This window comes from Pacificibacter sp., from assembly GCF_039769035.1.
Taxonomy (GTDB): domain Bacteria; phylum Pseudomonadota; class Alphaproteobacteria; order Rhodobacterales; family Rhodobacteraceae; genus Celeribacter.
This window is the reverse complement of sequence record NZ_JBDMZG010000021.1, coordinates 16356-37009: the sequence shown is the minus strand read 5'-3', so window position 1 is coordinate 37009 and position 20654 is coordinate 16356. Positions and strand designations below refer to the sequence as shown.

22 protein-coding genes are annotated in these 20654 nt (G+C 54.8%); 8 read left to right on the top strand and 14 right to left on the bottom strand.

From position 1 onward, the window contains the following. Nucleotides 1-28 precede the first annotated feature (28 nt). Nucleotides 29-1690, bottom strand: a complete 1662-nt coding sequence (locus tag ABF287_RS01960) for a DEAD/DEAH box helicase (RefSeq protein WP_347183345.1) — start codon at nt 1688-1690, stop codon at nt 29-31. A gap of 441 nt (nt 1691-2131) precedes the next feature. Next, nucleotides 2132-3739 (bottom strand): peptide chain release factor 3, encoded by a 1608-nt coding sequence (locus tag ABF287_RS01955; RefSeq protein ID WP_347183344.1) that lies wholly within the window; start codon nt 3737-3739, stop codon nt 2132-2134. A 292-nt stretch (nt 3740-4031) separates the two neighbouring features. On the opposite strand from ABF287_RS01955, the gene ABF287_RS01950 reads away from it, so the two are divergent. The 3 genes from ABF287_RS01950 (at nt 4032) to ABF287_RS01940 (ending at nt 7210) form a co-directional block, all read left to right on the top strand. After that, a complete protein-coding gene (locus tag ABF287_RS01950) occupies nt 4032-4811 on the top strand; it encodes an SDR family oxidoreductase (RefSeq protein WP_347183343.1) in 780 nt (259 codons plus the stop codon). Nucleotides 4812-4989: 178 nt separating this feature from the next. Further along, a complete protein-coding gene (locus ABF287_RS01945; RefSeq protein WP_347183342.1) occupies nt 4990-6030 on the top strand; it encodes a methyltransferase domain-containing protein in 1041 nt (346 codons plus the stop codon). Between the two features lie 73 nt (nt 6031-6103). Further along, the gene (locus ABF287_RS01940; protein WP_347183341.1) at nt 6104-7210 is read left to right on the top strand and encodes an ABC transporter ATP-binding protein; all 1107 of its coding nucleotides are present in this window, start codon (nt 6104-6106) and stop codon (nt 7208-7210) included. Here ABF287_RS01940 and ABF287_RS01935 read toward each other — a convergent pair. Continuing rightward, the gene (locus ABF287_RS01935) at nt 7207-7941 is read right to left on the bottom strand and encodes a YafY family protein (RefSeq protein WP_347183340.1); all 735 of its coding nucleotides are present in this window, start codon (nt 7939-7941) and stop codon (nt 7207-7209) included. The two genes, ABF287_RS01940 and ABF287_RS01935, sit on opposite strands and share 4 nt — an antisense overlap. 3 nt (nt 7942-7944) lie before the next feature. Continuing rightward, on the bottom strand, nt 7945-8256 hold the full coding sequence (locus tag ABF287_RS01930) for a hypothetical protein (RefSeq protein ID WP_347183339.1): 312 nt from the start codon (nt 8254-8256) through the stop codon (nt 7945-7947). A 216-nt stretch (nt 8257-8472) separates the two neighbouring features. Between ABF287_RS01930 and ABF287_RS01925 the strand changes: the two genes are divergently transcribed. The 4 genes from ABF287_RS01925 (at nt 8473) to ABF287_RS01910 (ending at nt 11133) form a co-directional block, all read left to right on the top strand. Then, complete coding sequence (locus ABF287_RS01925; RefSeq protein WP_347183338.1) at nt 8473-8688, top strand: twin-arginine translocase TatA/TatE family subunit; 216 nt, start codon at nt 8473-8475, stop codon at nt 8686-8688. Between the two features lie 82 nt (nt 8689-8770). After that, nucleotides 8771-9376 carry a Sec-independent protein translocase protein TatB gene (tatB, locus tag ABF287_RS01920; protein WP_347183337.1) on the top strand — a complete coding sequence of 202 codons (606 nt, stop codon included), beginning with the start codon at nt 8771-8773 and terminating at the stop codon, nt 9374-9376. Next, nucleotides 9373-10281: a twin-arginine translocase subunit TatC gene (gene tatC / locus ABF287_RS01915; RefSeq protein WP_347183336.1), complete on the top strand. Its 909-nt coding sequence runs from the start codon at nt 9373-9375 to the stop codon at nt 10279-10281. Before tatB ends, tatC begins: the two co-directional genes overlap by 4 nt. A gap of 9 nt (nt 10282-10290) precedes the next feature. Then, nucleotides 10291-11133 carry an ATP-binding protein gene (locus ABF287_RS01910; protein WP_347183335.1) on the top strand — a complete coding sequence of 281 codons (843 nt, stop codon included), beginning with the start codon at nt 10291-10293 and terminating at the stop codon, nt 11131-11133. Nucleotides 11134-11241: 108 nt separating this feature from the next. On the opposite strand, the gene ABF287_RS01905 is transcribed toward ABF287_RS01910, so the two are convergent. The 4 genes from ABF287_RS01905 to surE form a co-directional block, all read right to left on the bottom strand. Then, nucleotides 11242-11676: a DUF4304 domain-containing protein gene (locus ABF287_RS01905; protein ID WP_347183334.1), complete on the bottom strand. Its 435-nt coding sequence runs from the start codon at nt 11674-11676 to the stop codon at nt 11242-11244. 97 nt (nt 11677-11773) lie between these two features. After that, nucleotides 11774-12928, bottom strand: coding sequence for a LysM peptidoglycan-binding domain-containing protein (locus tag ABF287_RS01900; protein WP_347183333.1), 1155 nt, complete (start codon nt 12926-12928; stop codon nt 11774-11776). 70 nt (nt 12929-12998) lie between these two features. Continuing rightward, nucleotides 12999-13637 (bottom strand): protein-L-isoaspartate(D-aspartate) O-methyltransferase, encoded by a 639-nt coding sequence (locus ABF287_RS01895; protein ID WP_347183332.1) that lies wholly within the window; start codon nt 13635-13637, stop codon nt 12999-13001. Next, nucleotides 13634-14416 (bottom strand): 5'/3'-nucleotidase SurE, encoded by a 783-nt coding sequence (gene surE / locus ABF287_RS01890; RefSeq protein WP_347183331.1) that lies wholly within the window; start codon nt 14414-14416, stop codon nt 13634-13636. Before surE ends, ABF287_RS01895 begins: the two co-directional genes overlap by 4 nt. Before the next feature lie 121 nt (nt 14417-14537). Here surE and ABF287_RS01885 point away from each other — a divergent pair, with 121 nt between their 5' ends. Then, a complete protein-coding gene (locus ABF287_RS01885; RefSeq protein ID WP_347183330.1) occupies nt 14538-14933 on the top strand; it encodes a VOC family protein in 396 nt (131 codons plus the stop codon). A gap of 3 nt (nt 14934-14936) precedes the next feature. Here the strand turns inward: ABF287_RS01885 and ABF287_RS01880 are convergent, their stop codons facing one another. The 6 genes from ABF287_RS01880 to radA all read right to left on the bottom strand — a co-directional run bounded on the left by ABF287_RS01880 (nt 14937) and on the right by radA (nt 20573). After that, nucleotides 14937-15605 carry an SDR family oxidoreductase gene (locus ABF287_RS01880; RefSeq protein ID WP_347183329.1) on the bottom strand — a complete coding sequence of 223 codons (669 nt, stop codon included), beginning with the start codon at nt 15603-15605 and terminating at the stop codon, nt 14937-14939. A gap of 47 nt (nt 15606-15652) precedes the next feature. Further along, nucleotides 15653-16162, bottom strand: a complete 510-nt coding sequence (locus tag ABF287_RS01875; RefSeq protein WP_347183328.1) for a DUF2199 domain-containing protein — start codon at nt 16160-16162, stop codon at nt 15653-15655. Between the two features lie 101 nt (nt 16163-16263). Continuing rightward, nucleotides 16264-17733, bottom strand: a complete 1470-nt coding sequence (purF, locus tag ABF287_RS01870) for an amidophosphoribosyltransferase (RefSeq protein ID WP_347183327.1) — start codon at nt 17731-17733, stop codon at nt 16264-16266. A 101-nt stretch (nt 17734-17834) separates the two neighbouring features. Then, nucleotides 17835-18479, bottom strand: a complete 645-nt coding sequence (locus ABF287_RS01865) for a class I SAM-dependent methyltransferase (RefSeq protein ID WP_347183326.1) — start codon at nt 18477-18479, stop codon at nt 17835-17837. A gap of 108 nt (nt 18480-18587) precedes the next feature. Further along, on the bottom strand, nt 18588-19142 hold the full coding sequence (locus tag ABF287_RS01860) for a CvpA family protein (protein ID WP_347183325.1): 555 nt from the start codon (nt 19140-19142) through the stop codon (nt 18588-18590). Between the two features lie 60 nt (nt 19143-19202). Next, a complete protein-coding gene (radA, locus tag ABF287_RS01855) occupies nt 19203-20573 on the bottom strand; it encodes a DNA repair protein RadA (protein ID WP_347183324.1) in 1371 nt (456 codons plus the stop codon). Nucleotides 20574-20654: the final 81 nt, after the last annotated feature.

The following is a 20654-nucleotide window of genomic DNA, read 5'->3' as shown; positions in this document are numbered from 1 at the left end:
TTTTCAATTTCATAAACGTCGCAGCGTCTTAGCTTGCGAAACGTTCTTCAAAGCTGAGCGCGATAAAGGTCGGCATGTGATCGCCCAACCCAACAACGGTGTTCTTCTCGTCACGGTAACGACCGCGACCACGCCCGCCGCCAGAACGTTCGTTTCCACGATCATTTCCGGCGTTACGCTCAGAAGAGCCGCGCGTGTTGCGATCGGAATTGTCACGATCTGCGTTGCGACCACGACCACGGTTCGACGTTTGCTTTGTCTCAGGCTTGTCAGTGGTCTCTGTCGCGACGGTTTCAGTCGGGGCAGGAGCAGCCTCTGCAGCTGGCTCAGCGTTCACGTCTGCTGTTGCCTCCACAGGTGTCGCCTCGATCGCTTTGTCAGCAGCAGGCTTGCGGCGTGAACGCGTGCGGGTACGCTTGGGCTTGTCGGCTTTTGGCTGCGCATCGTCTGTGCTCTGTGCGTCGACTACAGTCTCGTCAGATTTTGCTTCAGCTGGTGCCTTGGTGGATTTCTCCGCTTTCGGGGCATCCGCTTTGGGGTTGCCAAACGGGTTATCCAGACGTGGAATTGAATTGCCCAAAAGACGTTCAACATCTTCGAAGTTTTTCTCGTCACGCGGTTCACACAGCATGATTGCTTTGCCGTCACGACCTGCACGACCCGTACGACCGATACGGTGCACATAGTCTTCTGGGTGGCCAGGGACATCAAAGTTAAACACGTGCGTCACGGATGGCACGTCAAGGCCACGCGCGGCAACGTCAGAGGCCACAAGGATTTTGATTTCGCCATTGCGGAACCGTTCCAATGTTGCGTTACGTTGGGATTGGTCCAGATCGCCGTGGATTGGCGCGGAATCAATACCGTATTTTTTGAAAGACTTCGCAACGATATCGACATCTGTTTTGCGGTTGCAAAAGATGATCGCGTTATCAAGTGTGTCGCCTTCTTTTTCGATCAAGGCGCGCAAAAGCTTACGCTTTTCAGAGGCTGTGCGATCACGGCGCGAGCCTTTGAACATCACAACGTGTTGCTCGATACGCTCAGAAGCAGAGGCCTGACGCGCAATTTCGATGCGGGCAGGGGCTGACAAGAACGTATTGGTGATGCGCTCAATCTCAGGTGCCATCGTGGCCGAGAAGAACAGTGTTTGGCGTGTAAACGGTGTCAGGCCAAAAATGCGTTCGATGTCAGGGATAAAGCCCATGTCGAGCATCCGGTCGGCTTCGTCCACAACCATGATTTTCACGTCGGTCAAAATCAACTTGCCACGTTCAAAATGGTCTAGCAGGCGACCTGGTGTGGCAATCAAAACGTCGACACCTTTGTCGATCAGCTTGTCTTGTTCTTTGAAGGACACGCCACCGATCAGCAAAGCTTTGGTCAGCTTGTGATATTTGGTGTAGGTGTCGAAGTTTTCTGCAACCTGCGCGGCCAATTCGCGTGTTGGGCAAAGCACCAACGAGCGCGGCATGCGGGCACGAGCGCGACCGCGGGCAAGGCGTGTGATCATTGGCAAAGTGAAGGACGCAGTTTTACCTGTGCCTGTTTGCGCGATGCCCAAAACGTCTTTGCCTTCCAATGCGGGGGGAATCGCCCCTGCCTGAATGGGTGTCGGCTCTGTATAGCCGGCATCATCAATCGCTTTGAGAACCTTTTTATCAAGGTTTAGATCAGTGAATTTTGTCATGTATATCCGTGGTTTCACGGACATATCAGCGCCCGTTACGTCGAATGGGGTCACCGGCTTGATTGCCACCCCGCGCGTCGGGGTCCCTATTGAGGCAAGTGCATACTCTCAAAAGGGCAAAAGGTCAATTGAACACTCATGCGTGGCGCCAACGCACGCCCAGTATTGCTGGTGCGCATGCACAATCACACGATGTGATTTAAAAATCCACCACCGTAGCATTTTCCAACACAGCACTTTGCCATGATGTTGCATCGCAAATGACATATCTGCGTCGCGCAAGGCGCAGGGCGCGACATTTCACGAATAATGAGCCGCGTTGCAGTATTTGAATCTAATTTTTGCACGGCCGTCCAGCCAATAAAAAAGACCCGCTTCTAGATGAGCGGGTCTTTTCCTATTTTAAGGGCGGCGCGGCGCGCACGTCATTGACGTTGCGTCTTAAACCATCAATTCGCGCGTCGCAGAGAGCGTCAAATCGGGGTAGTCGCGCTCAATCCGGTCAATGTCCCATTGCAGACGCGTCATGTAGACGATGTCGCCATTGTGGTCGTGTGAGATGTGTTGTTGATTGACGGATGCAAAGGCATCCACCTTGGCTTTCGGCCCCGTTACCCAGCGCGCTGAGGTGAACTGAGACTGGCCAAAACTCACAGGCAGCCCGTATTCCATTTCAATGCGCGAGGCCAAAACTTCGAACTGCAAAGCACCCACAACGCCAACGATAAAGCCAGAGCCAATCGCGGGTTTGAACACTTTTGCAGCGCCTTCTTCGGCGAATTGCATCAGCGCTTTTTCCAAGTGCTTGGACTTCATCGGGTCGCCTGCGCGCACCGATTGCAGCAATTCAGGCGCAAAAGACGGAATGCCTGTGACGCGGATGTCTTCGCCTTCCGTCAATGTATCGCCGATGCGCAATTGGCCGTGGTTCGGAATGCCGATGATGTCGCCAGCCCAAGCTTCTTCGGCCAATTCGCGGTCTGAAGCCAAAAACAGCACAGGATTCGAGATCGCCATCGGCTTTTTAGAGCGCACATGGGTCAATTTCATGCCGCGTTTAAAGTGACCTGAGGCCAAACGCACGAAGGCCACGCGGTCGCGGTGTTTCGGGTCCATATTGGCCTGAACCTTAAAGACAAAGCCCATGACTTTTTTCTCGTCAGGAGAAATTGAACGGGGCTGGGCAGTTTGTTCTTGGGGCACGGGACCGTAATCGCCCATGCCGTCCATCAGTTCTTTCACGCCGAACGAATTGATCGCAGATCCAAACCAAATCGGGGTCATGGATCCTTCAAGGAACGCTTCACGATCAAATTTGGGCAGCAATTCCCGCGCCATCTCAAGCTCTTCTTTGAGTTGCTCAAGTTGGGCTGCGGGCACGTGCTCAGCCAGTTTGGGATCATCCAAACCTGCGATCTCAACGCTTTCGGCAACTTTGTTGCGATCGGCGCGGTCCATGATTTCAAGGCGGTCATTCAAGATGTCGTAGCAGCCGACAAAATCGCGACCGACACCGATGGGCCAAGAGGCAGGCGTCACATCGATCGCGAGGTTTTCTTGAATTTCGTCAATGATCTCAAATGTATCGCGGCTTTCGCGGTCCATTTTGTTACAAAACGTCAAAATAGGCAGATCGCGCATACGGCAAACTTCGAACAGTTTCTGCGTTTGGCTTTCAACACCCTTAGCGCCGTCAATCACCATGATGGCCGCATCCACAGCCGTCAGGGTGCGGTATGTATCCTCAGAGAAATCCGAGTGACCGGGGGTGTCGACCAAGTTAAAGCGGTATTGGCCGAAATCAAAGGACATTGCAGAGGCCGACACGGAAATCCCGCGGTCCTTTTCCATCTGCATAAAGTCAGAGCGCGTGCGCCGTGCTTCACCTTTGGCGCGGACTTGCCCAGCCATCTGGATCGCCCCGCCGTAGAGAAGAAATTTCTCAGTCAGCGTGGTTTTCCCAGCATCAGGGTGCGAAATGATCGCAAATGTGCGCCGACGTGCAATTTCATCGGGCAGATCAAGGGCGGTATGTGAAGCGTTTGACATGAGCGTGTCTATAGCGGGGCACGATCATGCGAGCAACTGCGAAGACGTTTGAGGGGCGGCAAAAAGCGGATGTAAACGAACGCGCATTGGGGCAGACGTTTTGTTGAACCGCGCTTACGTGGAATTCGCAGTTTGCAAGATGTTTGTCGGGTTTCGGAATGCCAAATTTCAGGTTGACCCAAAACGTCTGAAAGCATGTGCGTGGCAGACGTCGACATCGCTTGGATGACAGGGCCAACACTGTTCCCTAAAGTCGTGTTTGAAAAAGGCCGATTCTTCAGGAGGATATAAGATGGATCTCGGAATTCGCGGAAAACGGGCGTTGGTGTGTGCATCATCCAAAGGATTGGGGCGCGGCTGTGCTGAGGCATTGGCGGAAGCTGGTGTGAATGTGGTGCTCAATGCACGCGGGGCAGAAGCGCTCGAAGCGACAGCTGCTGAGATCAGAGAAAAATACGACGTGAGTGTCGAGACCGTTGCCGCCGATGTGACAACACCAGACGGATTGGCAAAAGTGTTGGGCGTGGCAGGTCAGGTCGACATTCTTGTCACAAATGCTGGCGGGCCACCTCCTGGCAGTTGGACCGATTGGGACCGCGACAATTTCATTGCTGCGCTGGATGCGAACATGCTGACCCCGATTGCGCTGATCAAAGCCTTGGTGCCTTCCATGATGGATCGCGGATGGGGGCGGGTGGTCAACATCACGTCTGTGTCTGTCAAAGCGCCGATCCCTGTTCTGGGCCTGTCCAATGCCGCACGTACGGGGCTGACGGGGTATGTCGCCGGCACGTCGCGCCAAGTTGCAGGCAGTGGTGTGACCATCAACAATCTCTTGCCGGGCTTGCATGATACTGACCGGCTGGTATCGCTCGACAATCTTGCTGTTGAGGCCTCTGGCAAAAGCTTGGAAGAGGTGCGCGCCGAAAAATATGCAAGTATTCCGTCTGGGCGCTATGGCACGGCCGCCGAATTTGGCGCGACATGTGCGTTTATGTGTTCGCAGCACGCGGGCTTTATGGTCGGGCAAAATGTATTGCTGGATGGCGGGGCGACCGTTTCGACGATGTGATTTCGTGACAATTGCGCTGACGTGAACGGCTCATCACGAGAACTAACGCAATGTTCACCCTTGCGTGAGGCCGCTGACACTTTGAGTTGGCGGCCTTGTGGTTTCTATTTGTGACCGCAACACTTGATGCCTGCGGTTCATGCGCCGCCCTCAGATATAACCACCCAAGGATGCGAACATGAGCCACGCAGACGTGCAAGAATACTATGGCAAAACCCTGTCCGGCAGCGCGGATTTGCAGACCAATGCCTGCTGTACGCCAGACGAAATCCCAGATCACGTCAAAGCCGTGCTGTCGCGTATCCATGATGATGTATTGATGCGCTATTACGGCTGTGGCTTGATCGCCCCTTTGGCGTTGGAAGGCATGCGGATTTTGGATTTGGGCAGCGGGGCTGGGCGTGATGTCTATGCTTTGTCGCAAATGGTGGGCGAAACGGGGCTGGTGGTCGGTGTTGATATGACCGAGGAACAGCTCGATGTGGCGCGTGCCCATCAAGAATTTCACGCGCAAGAATTCGGGTTCACCAAATCAAACGTTGAATTCCACCACGGCTATATCGAAGAGCTGGACAAGCTGCCGTTCGCAGACGGGTCTTTTGACATCATTGTGTCGAACTGCGTGCTGAACCTTGCAATGGACAAAGGCGCAGTGCTGCGCCAAGCCCATCGCCTGTTGAAAACGGGTGGCGAGATGTATTTCTCTGACGTCTATGCGGATCGTCGCATTCCCGATGTGCTGCGGGCTGATCCAGTGCTTTACGGTGAATGTCTGTCTGGGGCCTTATACTGGAATGACTTTGAAACCATGTCGCGCGCGGCTGGCTTTGGTGATCCGCGGTTGGTGACGCATCGACCATTGTTGATTGAAAACAAAGTTCTGGAAGCCAAAGTGGCCCCGATTGAATTTACCTCAGCCACGTATCGCCTGTTCAAACTGGACTTGGAACCAGAGTGCGAAGATTACGGGCAAGCGGTGATTTATAGAGGCACAGTGCCGCACGCACCGCATGTGTTTGTTCTGGATGGCGGGCACAAAATTGAAACAGGCAAGGTGTTTCCTGTCTGTGGCAACACGTGGAAAATGCTCAAAGAGACACGCTTTGCACCCCATTTCGACTTTATTGGGTCATTTGATACGCACTACGGCATTTTTGCGGGCTGTGGTGGGACCAGCCCATTTAGTGACTTGAACGGCGACGACCAGCCCTGTTGCTAAGGGTCAAACAGTTGCTAAGCGCTGCGGGGACTGTTAGGACGGACCAGCCTTAGAGTTTTTGTCGGATACCCACGTGAACGCCCCAACATCTGTTCAGCCTGCCACCACTCACCCGCGTTTGGAAATCCGCAATTTGCGGCGGACCTTTCAAAACCGCGACGTTGTGAATGATGTGTCTCTCACTGTCATGCCGGGGCAGGTGACGTGCTTGCTTGGTCCGTCGGGGTGCGGCAAATCCACGACCTTGCGCATGATCGCGGGCGTTGACATGCAAGACGCTGGCGAGATTTTTGTGGATGGCGATCTGGTCTGTGACACGGTGTTCCGCGTCCCGCCTGAAAATCGGTCCATCGGCTTGATGTTCCAAGATTTTGCCTTGTTCCCGCATCTTTCCGTGGCAGCCAACGTTGCTTTCGGTCTCAAAGGGACTAAGGCAGACAAGCGCGCGCGCGTCGAAGAATTGCTTGGCAAAGTTGGGCTGTTGTCTGCGATCAATAAATACCCGCATGAGCTGTCTGGCGGCGAACAACAGCGCGTGGCTCTGGCACGCGCTTTGGCCCCACGGCCTTCCGTGATGTTGATGGATGAGCCGTTCTCAGGCCTTGATGAACGCCTGAAAGACGAGATCCGCGATAGCACTTTGGAGGTGTTGAAAGCCGAAGGCACCGCCGTGCTTTTGGTGACGCATGAACCGGATGAGGCCATGCGCATGGCCGATGAAATTGCGTTGATGCGCGACGGCAAGATCGTCCAGCAAGGCGCGCCGTACAATATTTACAATGCGCCGGTTGATAAAAAGTCAGCAGCCTTTTTCAGCGATATCAATGTGATACGCGGCGAAGTCAAAGGCGCATTGGTTTCCACTGCATTTGGTGAATTCTTGTGCCCCGGTCACGCCGATGGCACGCCGGTTGAAATCGTCATTCGCCCACAACACTTGCGGATCGACTTTGATCGCGCTGGTCGCGGTCCCAATCCGACACCGCAAGATGGCACGCCTGCGCGCGGTATTGTGGAACGTGCGCGGTTTATGGGGCGCGAAAGCTTGGTTGAATTCCGTATGGACTTTGACGGGTCGATGCTGCGCGCCACGGTGCCGTCTGTGTTCTTGCCCAAAGTGGGCACGCCGCTGTGGTTGATGCTGCGCCGCGAGCGCTGTTTTGTATTTCCTGAGACTTAAACTGCAGTTGTCGGACCGTGGCGCATGTCTGCGTCAACTTTGGCCAAGTAGTCTTGCAGGTTTTTGCCGTCCTCGTCTTTGAAGCTCGCGCCTGTGTCGATCAAGGTCTCAATCCGGTCCACGCGAAACACTCGGAAATCGTTTCGCAATTCGCACCAAGCAGTCATGGTCCACACGCGCCCCCAGTATTCCAATTGCAGCGGACGAATGAGGCGCGTGCTCACCTGATCATCCAGCGATAAATACGTCATGCGGATCAGTTTTTTCTCGCGCACGGCATCGCGTAAAAGCGGCATGTGTTTGAACCCAGCGGCGGCATCGGCAAAAGGATAGACGGCAAATCCCCATCCTGTGCTGGGCGGGCCAGCGTTTTCGGGCAAGACGGCATCGATTTTGGCGGCCAAGCTTTGCGCCGATTTCGACAGGTCTGGATCGGTGGCCTCGCCCAAAATCGCCACCGCCAAATGCAGCGCTTCCAATTCGCCCATGGTCAGGTTCATCGGGGGCAGGGTGATCGGCGCTGAGATCATATACCCCACGCCACGTTCCCCTTCCACAGGTACGCCAGAGGCACGCAGGGTAGCCATATCGCGCCAGATGGTGCGCTCTGACACCTCCAAATGATTGGCCAGATCGCGTGCGGTGTGCAAAGCGCCGTCGCGCATGATTTGGATGATATCAAACAGGCGGTCACTGCGCCGTATACCGGTTTGTTTGCGACCGCCTGCCATAGGTTATGCTGCCTGTGCGCTCATAAGGGTGTCATGGCGCATGGTCACGCTGTCCATGTCGATCAGGGCCATGAAGGCGCCAGCCTCGGGGGCAGACATCAGCGCCTTGCTGGCGGCCTGCGCAGCCTCCATATCGGTCCATTGAACATGATCCAGCCAAACACCGTCATCGCCCATAGACAGGCGGCGCGACACAAAGCCTTTTTGGCGTGCCAAAAACGGCGTAAGCGCATCTGACGCAACCGCGACCTCGTGTGGATCGTGGCCTGAAAGGGCGCGAAAAGTAACAGTTTCAATAATTTGAATATTTTTCATCGTGGTCTCCGATTCGATGGGTGGACCTAATTTTTACGCCTTCACTACTGACATAAACCTGTCAGTAGTGAAAATCCAGTCTGCAAGATCGCGCCAATGTTGTGCATCAAGCCAGTTTTGTAGATTTCGGGCTTTTCCTCGCTGAAATCGCTGGTAAGCCTAATACAGATGAATTTTTAGGCGGGCGCGCTTGGCCCCGCGTACAGGAGAAAGACTATGCTTAACAATATCGGTATTCCGGGCCTTCTTTTGATCGCTGTCGTGGTCTTGGTGCTTTTCGGCCGTGGCAAAGTATCTGGCCTTATGGGCGAAGTGGGCAAAGGCATCACAGCGTTCAAAAAGGGCGTGAATGACGGCACCAAAGAAATCGAAGACGAAGCAGCGGAAGCTGCAAAAGACGTCACAGAAGAAACTGAAAAAGACAAAGTCTAAACTGCTTCAGTTGGATTTCGGGGCGGGACTGGTTTGCCAGATCGCCCTGCCTGTTTTGTGACGCATTGAAAGGCGGCTCCATATGTTTGACATCGGTATGTCCGAACTCCTGATCATCGGGATTGTGGCTCTTATTGTTGTTGGCCCAAAAGACTTGCCCGGAATGTTTCGCACTTTGGGTCGGTTTACGGCCAAGATCAAAGCGATGGGGCGCGAGTTCACACGCGCGATGGAAGATGCCGCCGACGAAGCGGGCGTGAGCGACATCAAGGACAGCCTCAACGCCGCTGCCAACCCAAAGAAATTTGGTTTGGACAAGCTTAAGGACGCCGCAAGCGATTTTGAGAATTGGGATCCGTTGAAAGCAGGGGCATCGAAAGTGCCTGAGCGCGCGGAGATGACCGAAGAACGCGCAGCCCAAGCCAAAAAAATCAGTGACACGGCCGCAAGCAAGGCGACCGCACGCAAAGCGGCTGAAGATGCCGCTGCCGCTTCGGACGCAACGGTGAAAAAGCCAACTGCTAAGAAGCCAGCGGCCAAAAAGCCTGCCGCGAAAAAAGCTGCTCAGAAAAAGGCGACGACAGCGAAAGCTGCTGCTACGAAAACAGCTGCTAAGAAGCCCGCGGCGAAGAAAACTGCTGCGAAAAAGCCCGCGGCGAAGAAGACTAAGAAAGAAGGCGACGCATGAGCCAGACTGACACAACGATCGGAGAGGTCGAAGACAGCTCCGCGCCCTTGATCGAACATCTGGCAGAATTGCGCACGCGGCTTATCAGAGCTGTGTTGGCGTTTTTCGTCGCCATGGTGATTTGTTTCTCATTCGGCGGTGCGATTTTGGATTTCTTGCTCATGCCGATCGAGAAAACCATGCGGTCATTGGGCAATCCGAACCCTGTGATGCAATACACCGCACCGCAAGAATACTTCTTTACGCTCATTCGCATTTCGATGGTTGGCGGCTTGATGCTGTCATTTCCAGTCATCGCGACACAGCTTTGGCGCTTCGTTGCCCCTGGCTTGTACCGCAATGAAAAGAATGCATTTTTGCCGTTTTTGATTGCTTCGCCAGCGCTGTTTATTTTGGGCGCTGCCTTTGCGCATTACATTGTTGTGCCGCTCGCGATGGCGTTCTTTTTAGGCTTTGCGGACTTGCCATCTTTCGTGGCTGCGCTTGTGGCCTCTGGCGGCGACGCTGCGGCTGCCTCAACAGATTCTGGCATCGATATCGTGTTCAACGGCAAGGTGAACGAGACCCTCGACATCACTTTGAAAATGATCGTGGCCTTCGGTCTGTGTTTCCAATTGCCTGTGCTTTTGACCTTGATGGGCAAAGCAGGTTTGGCCACAGCACATGGCCTGCGTTCTACGCGCAAATACGCTGTTGTCGGCATTCTGTTGGTCGCTGCCTTGGTGACGCCACCTGATGTCACCACGCAGCTGATTTTGTTTGTGGTTGTCTATGGCCTTTACGAAGTCTCGATTTTCCTTGTCTCTCGGGTTGAGAAAAAGCGCACCGAAGAATTGCGTGCCGCTGGCATCTTGGACGAAGACGAAGAGCTCTACCCAGAGTTCGACGACGAAGACGATAAGTAGGGGACGAACATGGCCAGTAAGACATTGAAACGGATCGCGGAGGCCTTGGAACGCATGGCCCCCGCACCGCAATCCGCGCCTGACTTTGATGCGGCAGAAGCGTTTGTCTGGCACACAGGGCCAGACCGCCTGACACCCGTGCCCCAAGTGTCCCGTGTGGATCTATCGCTGTTGATCGGAATCAATCGGTCGCGCGATACTTTGTTGGCCAATACCCTGCAATTTGCCCGTGGCTTGCCCGCAAACAACGCGCTGCTCTGGGGCGCGCGTGGCATGGGGAAGTCATCCTTGGTGAAGGCCGTGCATGCCGCTGTTTGCGCTGAAGGGCACGCCCTGAAGGTGGTGGAATTGCAACGCGAAGACTTGCCAACAGTAGGGCGTTTGCTGGATCACTTGCGTGCTTCAAAGCATCGCTTTGTGTTGTTCTGTGACGATCTGTCCTTTGGCCATGACGATGAACATTACAAATCTTTGAAGGCCGTTTTAGATGGCGGGATCGAAGGGCGGCCTGAGAACGTGCTGTTCTATGCGACGTCTAACCGCCGCCACCTGATGCCGCGCGATATGATTGAAAACGAACGTTCTTCTGGGATCAATCCATCTGAAGCTGTGGAAGAAAAAGTGTCTCTGTCAGATCGTTTCGGGCTCTGGCTCGGGTTCCACCCGTGCAGTCAAGATGACTATCTGGCGATGATCCGTGGCTATTGCACAGCGCACGGGGTCGAGATCGACGACGATACCCTGTGGGCTGAAGCAATCGAATGGCAAGCCACCCGTGGCTCGCGCTCTGGCCGTGTGGCATGGCAGTTCTTTGTCGATCTGGCTGGACGCAAAGGTGTGGCGCTTGGGTGATGTTCGCGTTTTAGGGGGCAGTGGATGGTATTGCCGTGGGGCGCGTATATAGGCATTAGCGACGCCAGGCGTATCTAATCCCGACAGGCAAGATTCAATTTGGTACGCTCAAACCTTGGACGTCTGCTTGGTGCGCCACCAGTCCTCTGCTTGGGAGGATAGCAATTCTGTGCAGATCAATGAGAGTTCCTCGATCGATCTCGGTTCACCGCGCGTTTCGTTGTAATTTGTTTCTCCTAATGAAAACCATTGGTCGCCGCCCTCTGGGGCCCCCAATCGGACACGATCTTTTGTTTGGTTAATTCTAAGCTTTGAAATTTGTGTATCTTTTTGAAAAAGCACATTTTCTCTATGAGGGTCTGCGTACCCGAGGTTGATGCAAAAGCTCCCTCCCGCAGAATAGAACTGGAAATTCACCAAAGCTACAAATCCGTCTGTATCGCGGTAGAAATTAGGAAAAGTGCCTTTGAAGCCTGCTTTGCGAAGATATGGAATGCAATTGATCTTCAAATCAGTTTCCATAGTGTGGCGGTCTGCATCCATGTCTTTGACCTCGCAGTGTCGTCAGGTTGATGAAGCCTGACCCTTCATAAAAATGCCGCCCCAGTTGTGGAGCGGCCTATTATTGCTTCGAGCGCCTTTAATTCAAGTAAGGCGACGGATCGACCGTCTGCGTGCCTTTGAAAACCATGAATTGTAGCGCGTTGAATTCATTGGCTGTGACCTTGGCGATGGTTTGGCCTTTTGTGACCTTATCGCCTTTTTTCACCGACAGTTTGTCGATAAAGCTATAGGCCGTTTGCAGGCCGTTGCCGTGGTCGATCACCATGATCTGTACCCCATCTGCATTGGTGGATACCAATTTCACAGTGCCCGCTTTGGCGGCTTTAACTGTGGTTCCGGCAGGGGCTGAGAACAGCACAAATTTAGATTTGTCTTTGTCAAAGGCACGGATGATCGGCCCAGACACAGGTTTTGTCATTTCAGCGCCGGATGTTTGAGTGGCACCAAGGTCGGGGGCAGCTGTGCTTGGCTGCACGGGGGAAGCTGTTGCTTCTTCGGGGTCAGGCAGCGGGTTCGCAGCTGACGGAGGTGTAGGCGTCACAGTGCCTGCTCCTGGCGTCGTGGTGATCGGGTCGACCGCTGTGATGGTCGTTTTTGTCGGAATGATAAGGTAGCGACCTTCGCTGACGGCTAGATCGGCCCCAAGCCCATTCCAGTCCGCAAGCGCACGCACGGAAATTCCGTATTTGCGCGCAATGGAATAGGCCGTTTCGCCGCGAGAAACTTGGTGGCGGACAGGTTCGTCTGCTTTGGCGGGTGCAGCTGACGGCGCGTCCAATGGTTTTTCGGTCAAAACTTCGTTGGCCAAGGACGTGACGTTTACGGTGCCGCCACTTGCGATAGTGCCTTCAGGTGTTGATCCATCGCTGTTCGGCAAGGCGATCACTTCGCCTTCACGCAATGAAGTAGCTGCAGGCACACCATTGTACTTTGCCAATTCCAGTGGTGATACGCCCACTCGGTTGGCAATTGATGTCACGGTGTCGCCTTTGCGTGCGACGGCGACGCGGTAATTTGGATAGGTAATCACACCCTGCGCGTCAGCTTGTGGTTTGGCTGCTGTCCCAACTTCAAGAGCCGCAGATGCGGTGGAAAATCCACCAGCTTTGCCACGCATGTCAAAGTCCACTGGTCCGTCGCAGGCTGCCAAAGCAAGGGCAGCGCAACCGCAAAGGGCAGAGCGGCGCAGCATGCGCGCGCGTCGTGCAGATGCAAATGGTTTAAGTGTCATAGCTCGATCCTCAAAAATTCGGGTCTTTGCCCGCAGGGGTTTTCCCCCCAAAATTGGCCCAAATGGGCGATTACTCTTGACCTATTCCCTCAAGCAAAGGGACAAAACGCACTGCGCGCAGCTCTTCATAGTCGAACCCTTTTTCCAAACGGGTGACTTTGATCAAGCTTTGCACCGTATCAGACTGGCCGACAGGTACCACCATGATACCGCCAACACGCAGCTGCGCCAAGAGGGGGCCAGGAGGGTCCTCTGCCGCCGCAGTCACGATTATGCGATCAAAGGGGGCTTGTTCGGGCAAACCATGGCTGCCGTCCGCTGAAAACGACGTGATATTGGCGATGCCCAGCGTGTTGAAAACCTCTTGGGCCTCGCGCACCAAACGCGAAAACCGGTCGATGGTATAGACGCGTCGGGCCAATTGGCTGAGGATGGCGGCTTGGTAGCCTGAACCAGTGCCGACCTCCAACACTTTGTCGCGCGGTTGCACGTTCAGCGCTTGGGTCATCAGCCCCACCACGGAAGGCTGGGAAATTGTCTGGCCACAGGAAATGGGCAACGGCATGTCTTCATAGGCGCGTTCGGCAAACAGCCCACGTACAAAGGCACCGCGATCAATTTTTTCCATCGCAAGCAACGTGCGATTGTCTGTCACGCCTTTGGATCGCAGCGTGTAGAGGAACTGCATTTTGGTTTCCGCTGCGGTCATGAAAGCGCGGCCTCGACATTTGTGAGTGCATCATGGGCGGTGAGATCCGCACGCATAGGGGTGATGGAAATCGACCCCGCCAAGTTGGCTGAAACATCCGTGCCGGCACCCGTTTCGACGTTTTGCGCCGATCCAGTAACCCACAGAAACCGCCGTCCTGATGGGGAAATTTGGGCTTCAACGCCAAAACCAGCGCCTTCGCGGCGGCCTTGGCGGGTTACTTTGATCTCGCCTGTGTCTTGCGCCGAAATGGGCGGGAAGTTGACGTTGTAGAAAAGATTGTACTCTGCGCCGCCCCAAGGGGCCTTGTCCAAAAGCTTGCGGACAACATCTGCACCATGTGTGGCCGCACTCTCAAAGGGATCGTCCAAATTCTTGTTGCCTGCGCCAAAGAACTGGCTCATGGCAATGGCTTTGACGCCTTGCAGGGCCGCTTCCATCGCGCCGCCAATCGTGCCGGAATACATGCAATTTTCGCCAGCGTTGTTGCCACGGTTCACGCCGGACAACACCAAATCAGGACGCTCTGGCATCACGTCATACAGTGCTGCCAAAACGCAATCAGCGGGCGAGCCTTCGGCGGCCCAGCGGCGTGGGGCAAGCTCTGAAATCATCGTGGGATGGGCATAAGAAATGCAGTGACCGACACCGGATTGCTCAAACGCAGGCGCCACGATCCAGACCTCTCCGTCAGGGCCCGCGATGTCGCGCGCGATGGCTTCCAAGGTCACAAGTCCCGGCGCGTTGATGCCGTCGTCATTGGTGATGAGAATGCGCATAAATCCGCTGCCTTTTGCCCGTCTGTTGTTTCTTCCATAAAGCAGCACGCGAATCACGGCAAGCAAGGGTTGCAGCCTTTGGTCACTTGCGGGCAGTGTTGTGCTTAAAATGGAGACAATTGTGCCAAAACCAATTTTAGATGCCGTTGCTGTTAGCACCACAGACATGACGCGCGCCAAGGCGTTTTACACATTGCTGGGGTTTGCTTTTGAAGGTGGCTTTGAAAGCGACGATCATGTTGAACCTGTGCGCCGCGCAGGCGAACCGCGTTTGATGATCGATAGTGCGGCTTTGATGGAAAAATTGACAGGCGAGGCGCCGCGCGCGCCGAACCATTCGATTTTCGCCATGCTCTGTGATAGCCCTGCCGAGGTCGATGCCTACACTGCAAATATCAAAGCGGCTGGGTTCACAGTATTGGTCGAGCCATGGGATGCCTTTTGGGGGCAACGCTATGCAACTGTGGCCGACGCGGATGGTTACCGCATCGATCTTCTTGCTGCGCTTGAAGGCTAGGCTTTAGATGAGGCCGAGCTCTTTGAGCAGACGCGGAGCCTCATCGCGGGGATGTGTCAGCGCCTCTTTGCCTTCACCGGGGTGGAAACGTGCCCGCGTGCCTGTGGGCATCGGGTTTGGCTGCACGATATGCACGCGCGGCGCTTTGTCTGAGTTTTGGGTTTCTACCTGCCAGCTTTGCGCCATCGCAATTTGCGCGGCTTTCGAGGCGCCGTACCCGCCATAGAATTTCTCACCAGCATGCGGATCGTCAAAGAACATGACATCTGCACGGCGTGGTCCCATGTTTAGCAAAGGGCCAACCATAGGAATCAACTTGCCCGTGGCGGTGATATTGGTGCCGATGGTGCGGTCCAGATCTTTGGGATCCAAATGATCAGCAGGTGACAAAAGCTGCGCGTAAATCGCTGTATGCGCCCAGAAATCCAAATAGCCCCAGCGGTCATAAATGCCGCGACACAGATGCGCCATGGCGTCTGGGTTGGTGATATCCATTGGGGCCAGCGTCGCGTCGCCGCCTTTGGCTTTGATGCGATCATCAAGCTCTTCCAGCGCACCTGTGGTTTTGGCCACGGCGACGATGTGATAGTCGGGTGCAAGCGCTTCAGCGAGGTGGAAACCAAGGCCGCGCGACGCGCCTGTGATGAGGGCGATTTTAGGTTGATCTGTCATGGCTCTGATGTGCTTTCAAATGGGCGCGGGGTCAAGAGGGCAGGTGCTTAGGAGGCTGACAAATCGTCGCGACTGAGCGTTCCTGTAGCCTCGTAAAGATCCAGAAGGTGATCAAATGAGATATCTGTCGCACCGTCAGTCAACGCAGCCGTCGGGCGCGCCGCCGCATCGGTGAATGAGAGCGCCACAGGTGTGCCCAAAGCAGCCACAGGCCCAAGATCAGAAGACAGTTTGCCATCAAAAGCGTCAGGCAATGCGCCGCCATCAAAGGTCTCGATGTAAGCGTAGAAGCCCGCGTCAGGTACTTTCACCCAAAGCGCAAAGACAACGTGTTCCTGAGTGCCACGGATCGGCACGCTCAGCGTGGCGCAGATGAAACGATCCGCGCCATGGCGGCACAGCTCTGACGCCAATTGATCGTCGCCAACCTTCACAAACGGCTCAGCCCCGCGTTCTGCGTGTGACCAAGCACTTGGGTGATCAAACCCGATATCCATCACGCCGCCCATATCTTGCAAAGCACGCCAACGAGGATCGAGATCAAGGATAGAGGTCATAGCGGTGCTTTCATGATTTGCAGATGTCTGTCTTGGGCATAAAAGAACCGCCGCGCCAAATCAATGGTGCGGCGGTGTGTTCTGACACGGGCTTGGTGCGATTACTCCGCCGCTGTTTTTAGCTCAAAGCCTTTGGCGATCATGTCTGTGGGTTTCACAGGGTATTCGCCAGAGAAACAAGCGTCACAGTAACGCGGTGCTTTGGCATCGCGGCCCTCTGCTACGCCTGCGGCGCGGTAAAGACCATCGAGCGAGATGAACTGCAAGCTGTCCACTTGGAGGTGCGCGCACATTTCATCGACCGTCATGTTTGCGGCCAAAAGCTTGTCGCGATCCGGCGTGTCGACGCCGTAGAAGCACGGCCACATTGTGGGCGGCGACGCGATGCGGAAGTGCACTTCGGCAGCGCCTGCATCCAGCAACATGTCTTTGATCTTTTGCGATGTCGTGCCGCGCACAACAGAGTCGTCGACCAGAATGATACGTTTGTCTTTGATCAACGCACGGTTCACGTTGAGCTTGAGACGCACACCCATGTTGCGGATCTGTTCGGACGGCTCGATAAACGTGCGGCCCATGTATTGGTTGCGGATGATGCCCATGCCGTAAGGGATGCCACTTTCATGCGCGAAGCCAATCGCAGCAGGGGTGCCAGAGTCAGGCACTGGACAGACCAGATCGGCCTCAACAGGGGCCTCACGCGCAAGTTCTACACCAATTTGGCGGCGTGTCTCATAGACGGAACGGCCTTCCAAAATGCTGTCTGGGCGCGAGAAATAGACGTGCTCAAAAATGCAGAAGCGCGATTTTTGTTGCTCAAACGGCTTGTAGCTTTCGATTTTGCCTTCCGAAATCACAACCATTTCACCCGGTTCGATTTCGCGTACAAAGTCTGCACCGATGATATCCAAAGCACAGGTCTCAGAGGACAGCGCATAGCCTGCATCGCCAACTTTACCCAAAACCAATGGGCGCACACCGCGTGGGTCGCGCACACCGATCAATTTGGTACGGGTCATTGCCACGACAGAAAACGCACCTTCGACACGGCGCAGCGCGTCTTTCATGCGTTCAGGAATGTTGCGCTGCAAAGAGCGCGCCATCAAATGGATGATGCATTCGGAATCTGAGGACGATTGAAAAATAGACCCACGGTCGATCAACTCACGTTTCAGCGCATCGGCGTTGGTGATGTTGCCGTTGTGGGCAATGGCGGCACCGCCCATTGAGAACTCACCAAAGAAGGGCTGCACATCGCGGATCGCGGTGGAGCCTTTCGAGCCAGCAGTGGAATAGCGCACATGGCCGATACCGATCGGACCGGGCAGTGTTTCCATGACCTTTTGGCTGGTGAAATTATCGCGCACATAGCCAAAGCGGCGTGCTGACTGGAAACCGGCATCAGCGTCGTGTGTCACGATACCGCCTGCTTCTTGTCCGCGGTGCTGAAGCGCGTGTAATCCGAGTGCGATAAAGTTGGCCGCATCGGCAACTCCGACAACGCCAAAGACGCCGCACTCCTCTTTTAATTTATCGTCGTCAAACGGGTTTGCAGGGGGCATCTGGCGCATGGCATCAGGCTCCGAATCCAAGGGCGTGCATTTCGCCTATCGTTTAGTCGGTTAAGCGCCGCATGTCACGAAAGGATCACAAAAGATTTCCGACCATTTGGTCAAACTCGTGCCAATTGAGCTTTTGATAAAGGTTTGCGGGCCACAACAAAGGTCGCATCCTTGGGATTTACCTGCCAATAGTCCTCGATTTCAAATCCGGCTGCACGCAATTCTTGCAACAACTCGGATTGGGAAAACCCTGCAATCGACGGCAATACAGGCAATGCGGAAAACAGCGGTGCACATTTTGCTATGAACGGCGCCATATCTTTGAGGCAAGCCGTCGACGACACAAAGGCACCGCCCTCAGCTGTAAGATCATAAACCGTGCGAATGGCTTGTTTCCACTGTGGCAACAAATGCAACACTGACAGCATCAAAACGGCATCATATGGATGTTCGACGCTGATCTCGTCCATGCTCTTGGTTTCAAAGACAGCATTGTCGATCCCACGTTCCGCCGTTTGTGCGCGCGCGTGGTCGATCATTTTTTGCGCAAAATCAATGCCGGTGATCTGGGCCACAAAAGGGGCATGCGTCAAGGCCGTGTTGCCAGACCCGCAGCCAATTTCAAGAACATGCCAGTCCGGTTTCAATAGCGCCTGTGTCTGCGCCAATTTGCGCTCATAGATGGCTTGGTCAGCCACATCGCTCGCGATATATTTCTTGGCAATCAAGTTCCAAAATGTGGCTGTGGGCTTCATGGGGGCTCTCTCAATTTGAAACTGGTGTGCTTTAGATATGGGAAAGGCGGCTCTGCTATTCAAGCAAGCACCGCCTTTCATCCAAATCAAAAGGGCAAATGCCGCAGATTACTCAGTGCAGCTGCCAACAAGACCTTCGTAGCGCTGTGTGATCCAGCCTGGTGCATCTTGAGGAATGCTCTCATCGATACGCGTCTGTGAGCGATCAAACACTTTCACAGTGCGCGAGTCTTCGAGCACCGCGATGCGATCCCCTGTCGATACGCGATCAACGATGACCAATGCGATTGCGACCAAAATGATGCCACGCACAACGCCGAACAAAAAGCCTAACCCCTGATCTATACCGCCAAGTGCGGATCGTTGGATGGCCGACGACAACAGCGGCGTAAACAGTGAGGCCAAGATGAGGGCGACAGCAAACACCCCGAAAAATCCGCCGATGATGCTCAGTTCACAGCTGTCCGAAATATAGCCGCCAAGAACGGGGATCTCTTTGACCAAAGGGGAGGCCTGTGTTGCGAAAAGATAGCCAAGAATAGCAGCTGCGATCCAGCCTGCGATGGCCATGCCTTCGCGTACGAAGCCACGCGAATAAGCCAAAAGCGCGGATACAATGATCACGAGCGCTACGATTGCGTCGACAATGGTAAAGCCATCCATGAAGCTTTGCCTTTCTATATATCGGGTGTGTACACCACCCGTTTCTCTCACACGTGCTGGTTAGCCCGCACCGAAAACGTCGCCAACAAAGCCAACAAGATCGTCCATATAACGAATCTGCATGCCTGTTCCATCACCAGCTTTAGACCGTGACGGAGCGATTGCAGATGAAAAACCAAGTTTTTGCGCTTCTTTCAACCTGTTTTCGGTCTGATTGACGGGACGTAGTCCGCCAGATAGCGACAGTTCCCCGAAAACCACACAATCTTTCGGAATAGCCGTGTCTTCTCGTGCGGACAAAAGCGCTGCTGCCACGGCCAAGTCCGCCGCAGGTTCCGACACTTTCATCCCGCCCGCCACGTTGAGATAAACATCAAGCCCCGCAAACGGGATGCCACAGCGAGATTCGAGCACCGCCAAAATCATCGACAAGCGCCCGCCATCCCAGCCCACAACAGTGCGCCGCGCTTGGGCATTGGGGGACGGGGCGACCAGCGCTTGGAACTCGACCAAGACAGGACGCGTGCCTTCAATCCCTGCAAAAACCACGGACCCTGCCGTGGGTTTGTCGCGCTCTGACAAAAACAGGGCCGAAGGGTTTGTGACCTCGCACAGCCCGTCACCCGTCATTTCAAACACGCCGATTTCTTGCGCGGGACCAAATCGGTTTTTCACCGCGCGCAGCAGGCGGAAATGATGCCCACGTTCGCCTTCAAAATACAGAACAGTATCCACCATGTGTTCCACCACGCGCGGTCCTGCGAGCTGCCCGTCTTTGGTCACGTGCCCCACGATGATCACAGCGACATTGCGCGATTTGGCAAAGGTGACGATTTCATGCGCCGCTGCGCGTACCTGAGACACTGACCCCGGTGCGCTTTCCACATTGTCGGCCCACATGGTTTGAATGGAATCAATCACCACTAAATCGGGTTCTTCGGCTTCCAGTGTGGTCAAAATATCTCGCAAGTTGGTTTCTGCGGCCAGCTTCACGGGCGCATCCCCCAATCCCAATCGTTGCGCGCGCATACGCACTTGGGCCGACGATTCCTCGCCCGATACATACACCGCCTTAAGACCTGCTTGGGCAAAGCGCGCCGTGGCTTGCAGCATCAATGTGGACTTCCCAATGCCGGGATCGCCCCCCACCAAGATCGCAGATCCAGCCACAAGCCCGCCGCCCAAAACACGGTCCAACTCTGCCATGCCGCAAGTCGTGCGTGGGGGCGGGGCCTCTTTGGTGGACAGGTCGCTCAGCGGCACTTTTTTGCCGCGCATCCCGCCCAAGGTTTTTTTCGCAGGGCCAGAGGCGGACAAAGGCTTTTCTTCGACAATCGTATTCCAATCGCCGCAGCCATCACACCGCCCAGACCATTTGGTGTATGTCGCAGCACAGGCGCTGCAGGTGAATTTGGTTTGGGCTTTGGCCATGGGATGCTCCGCTCGGGTCAAATGCGCGATGTGTTCGCGATATGTTCTCTTTTCCCTGTTGTAGCGTTAACTCTATCGCCC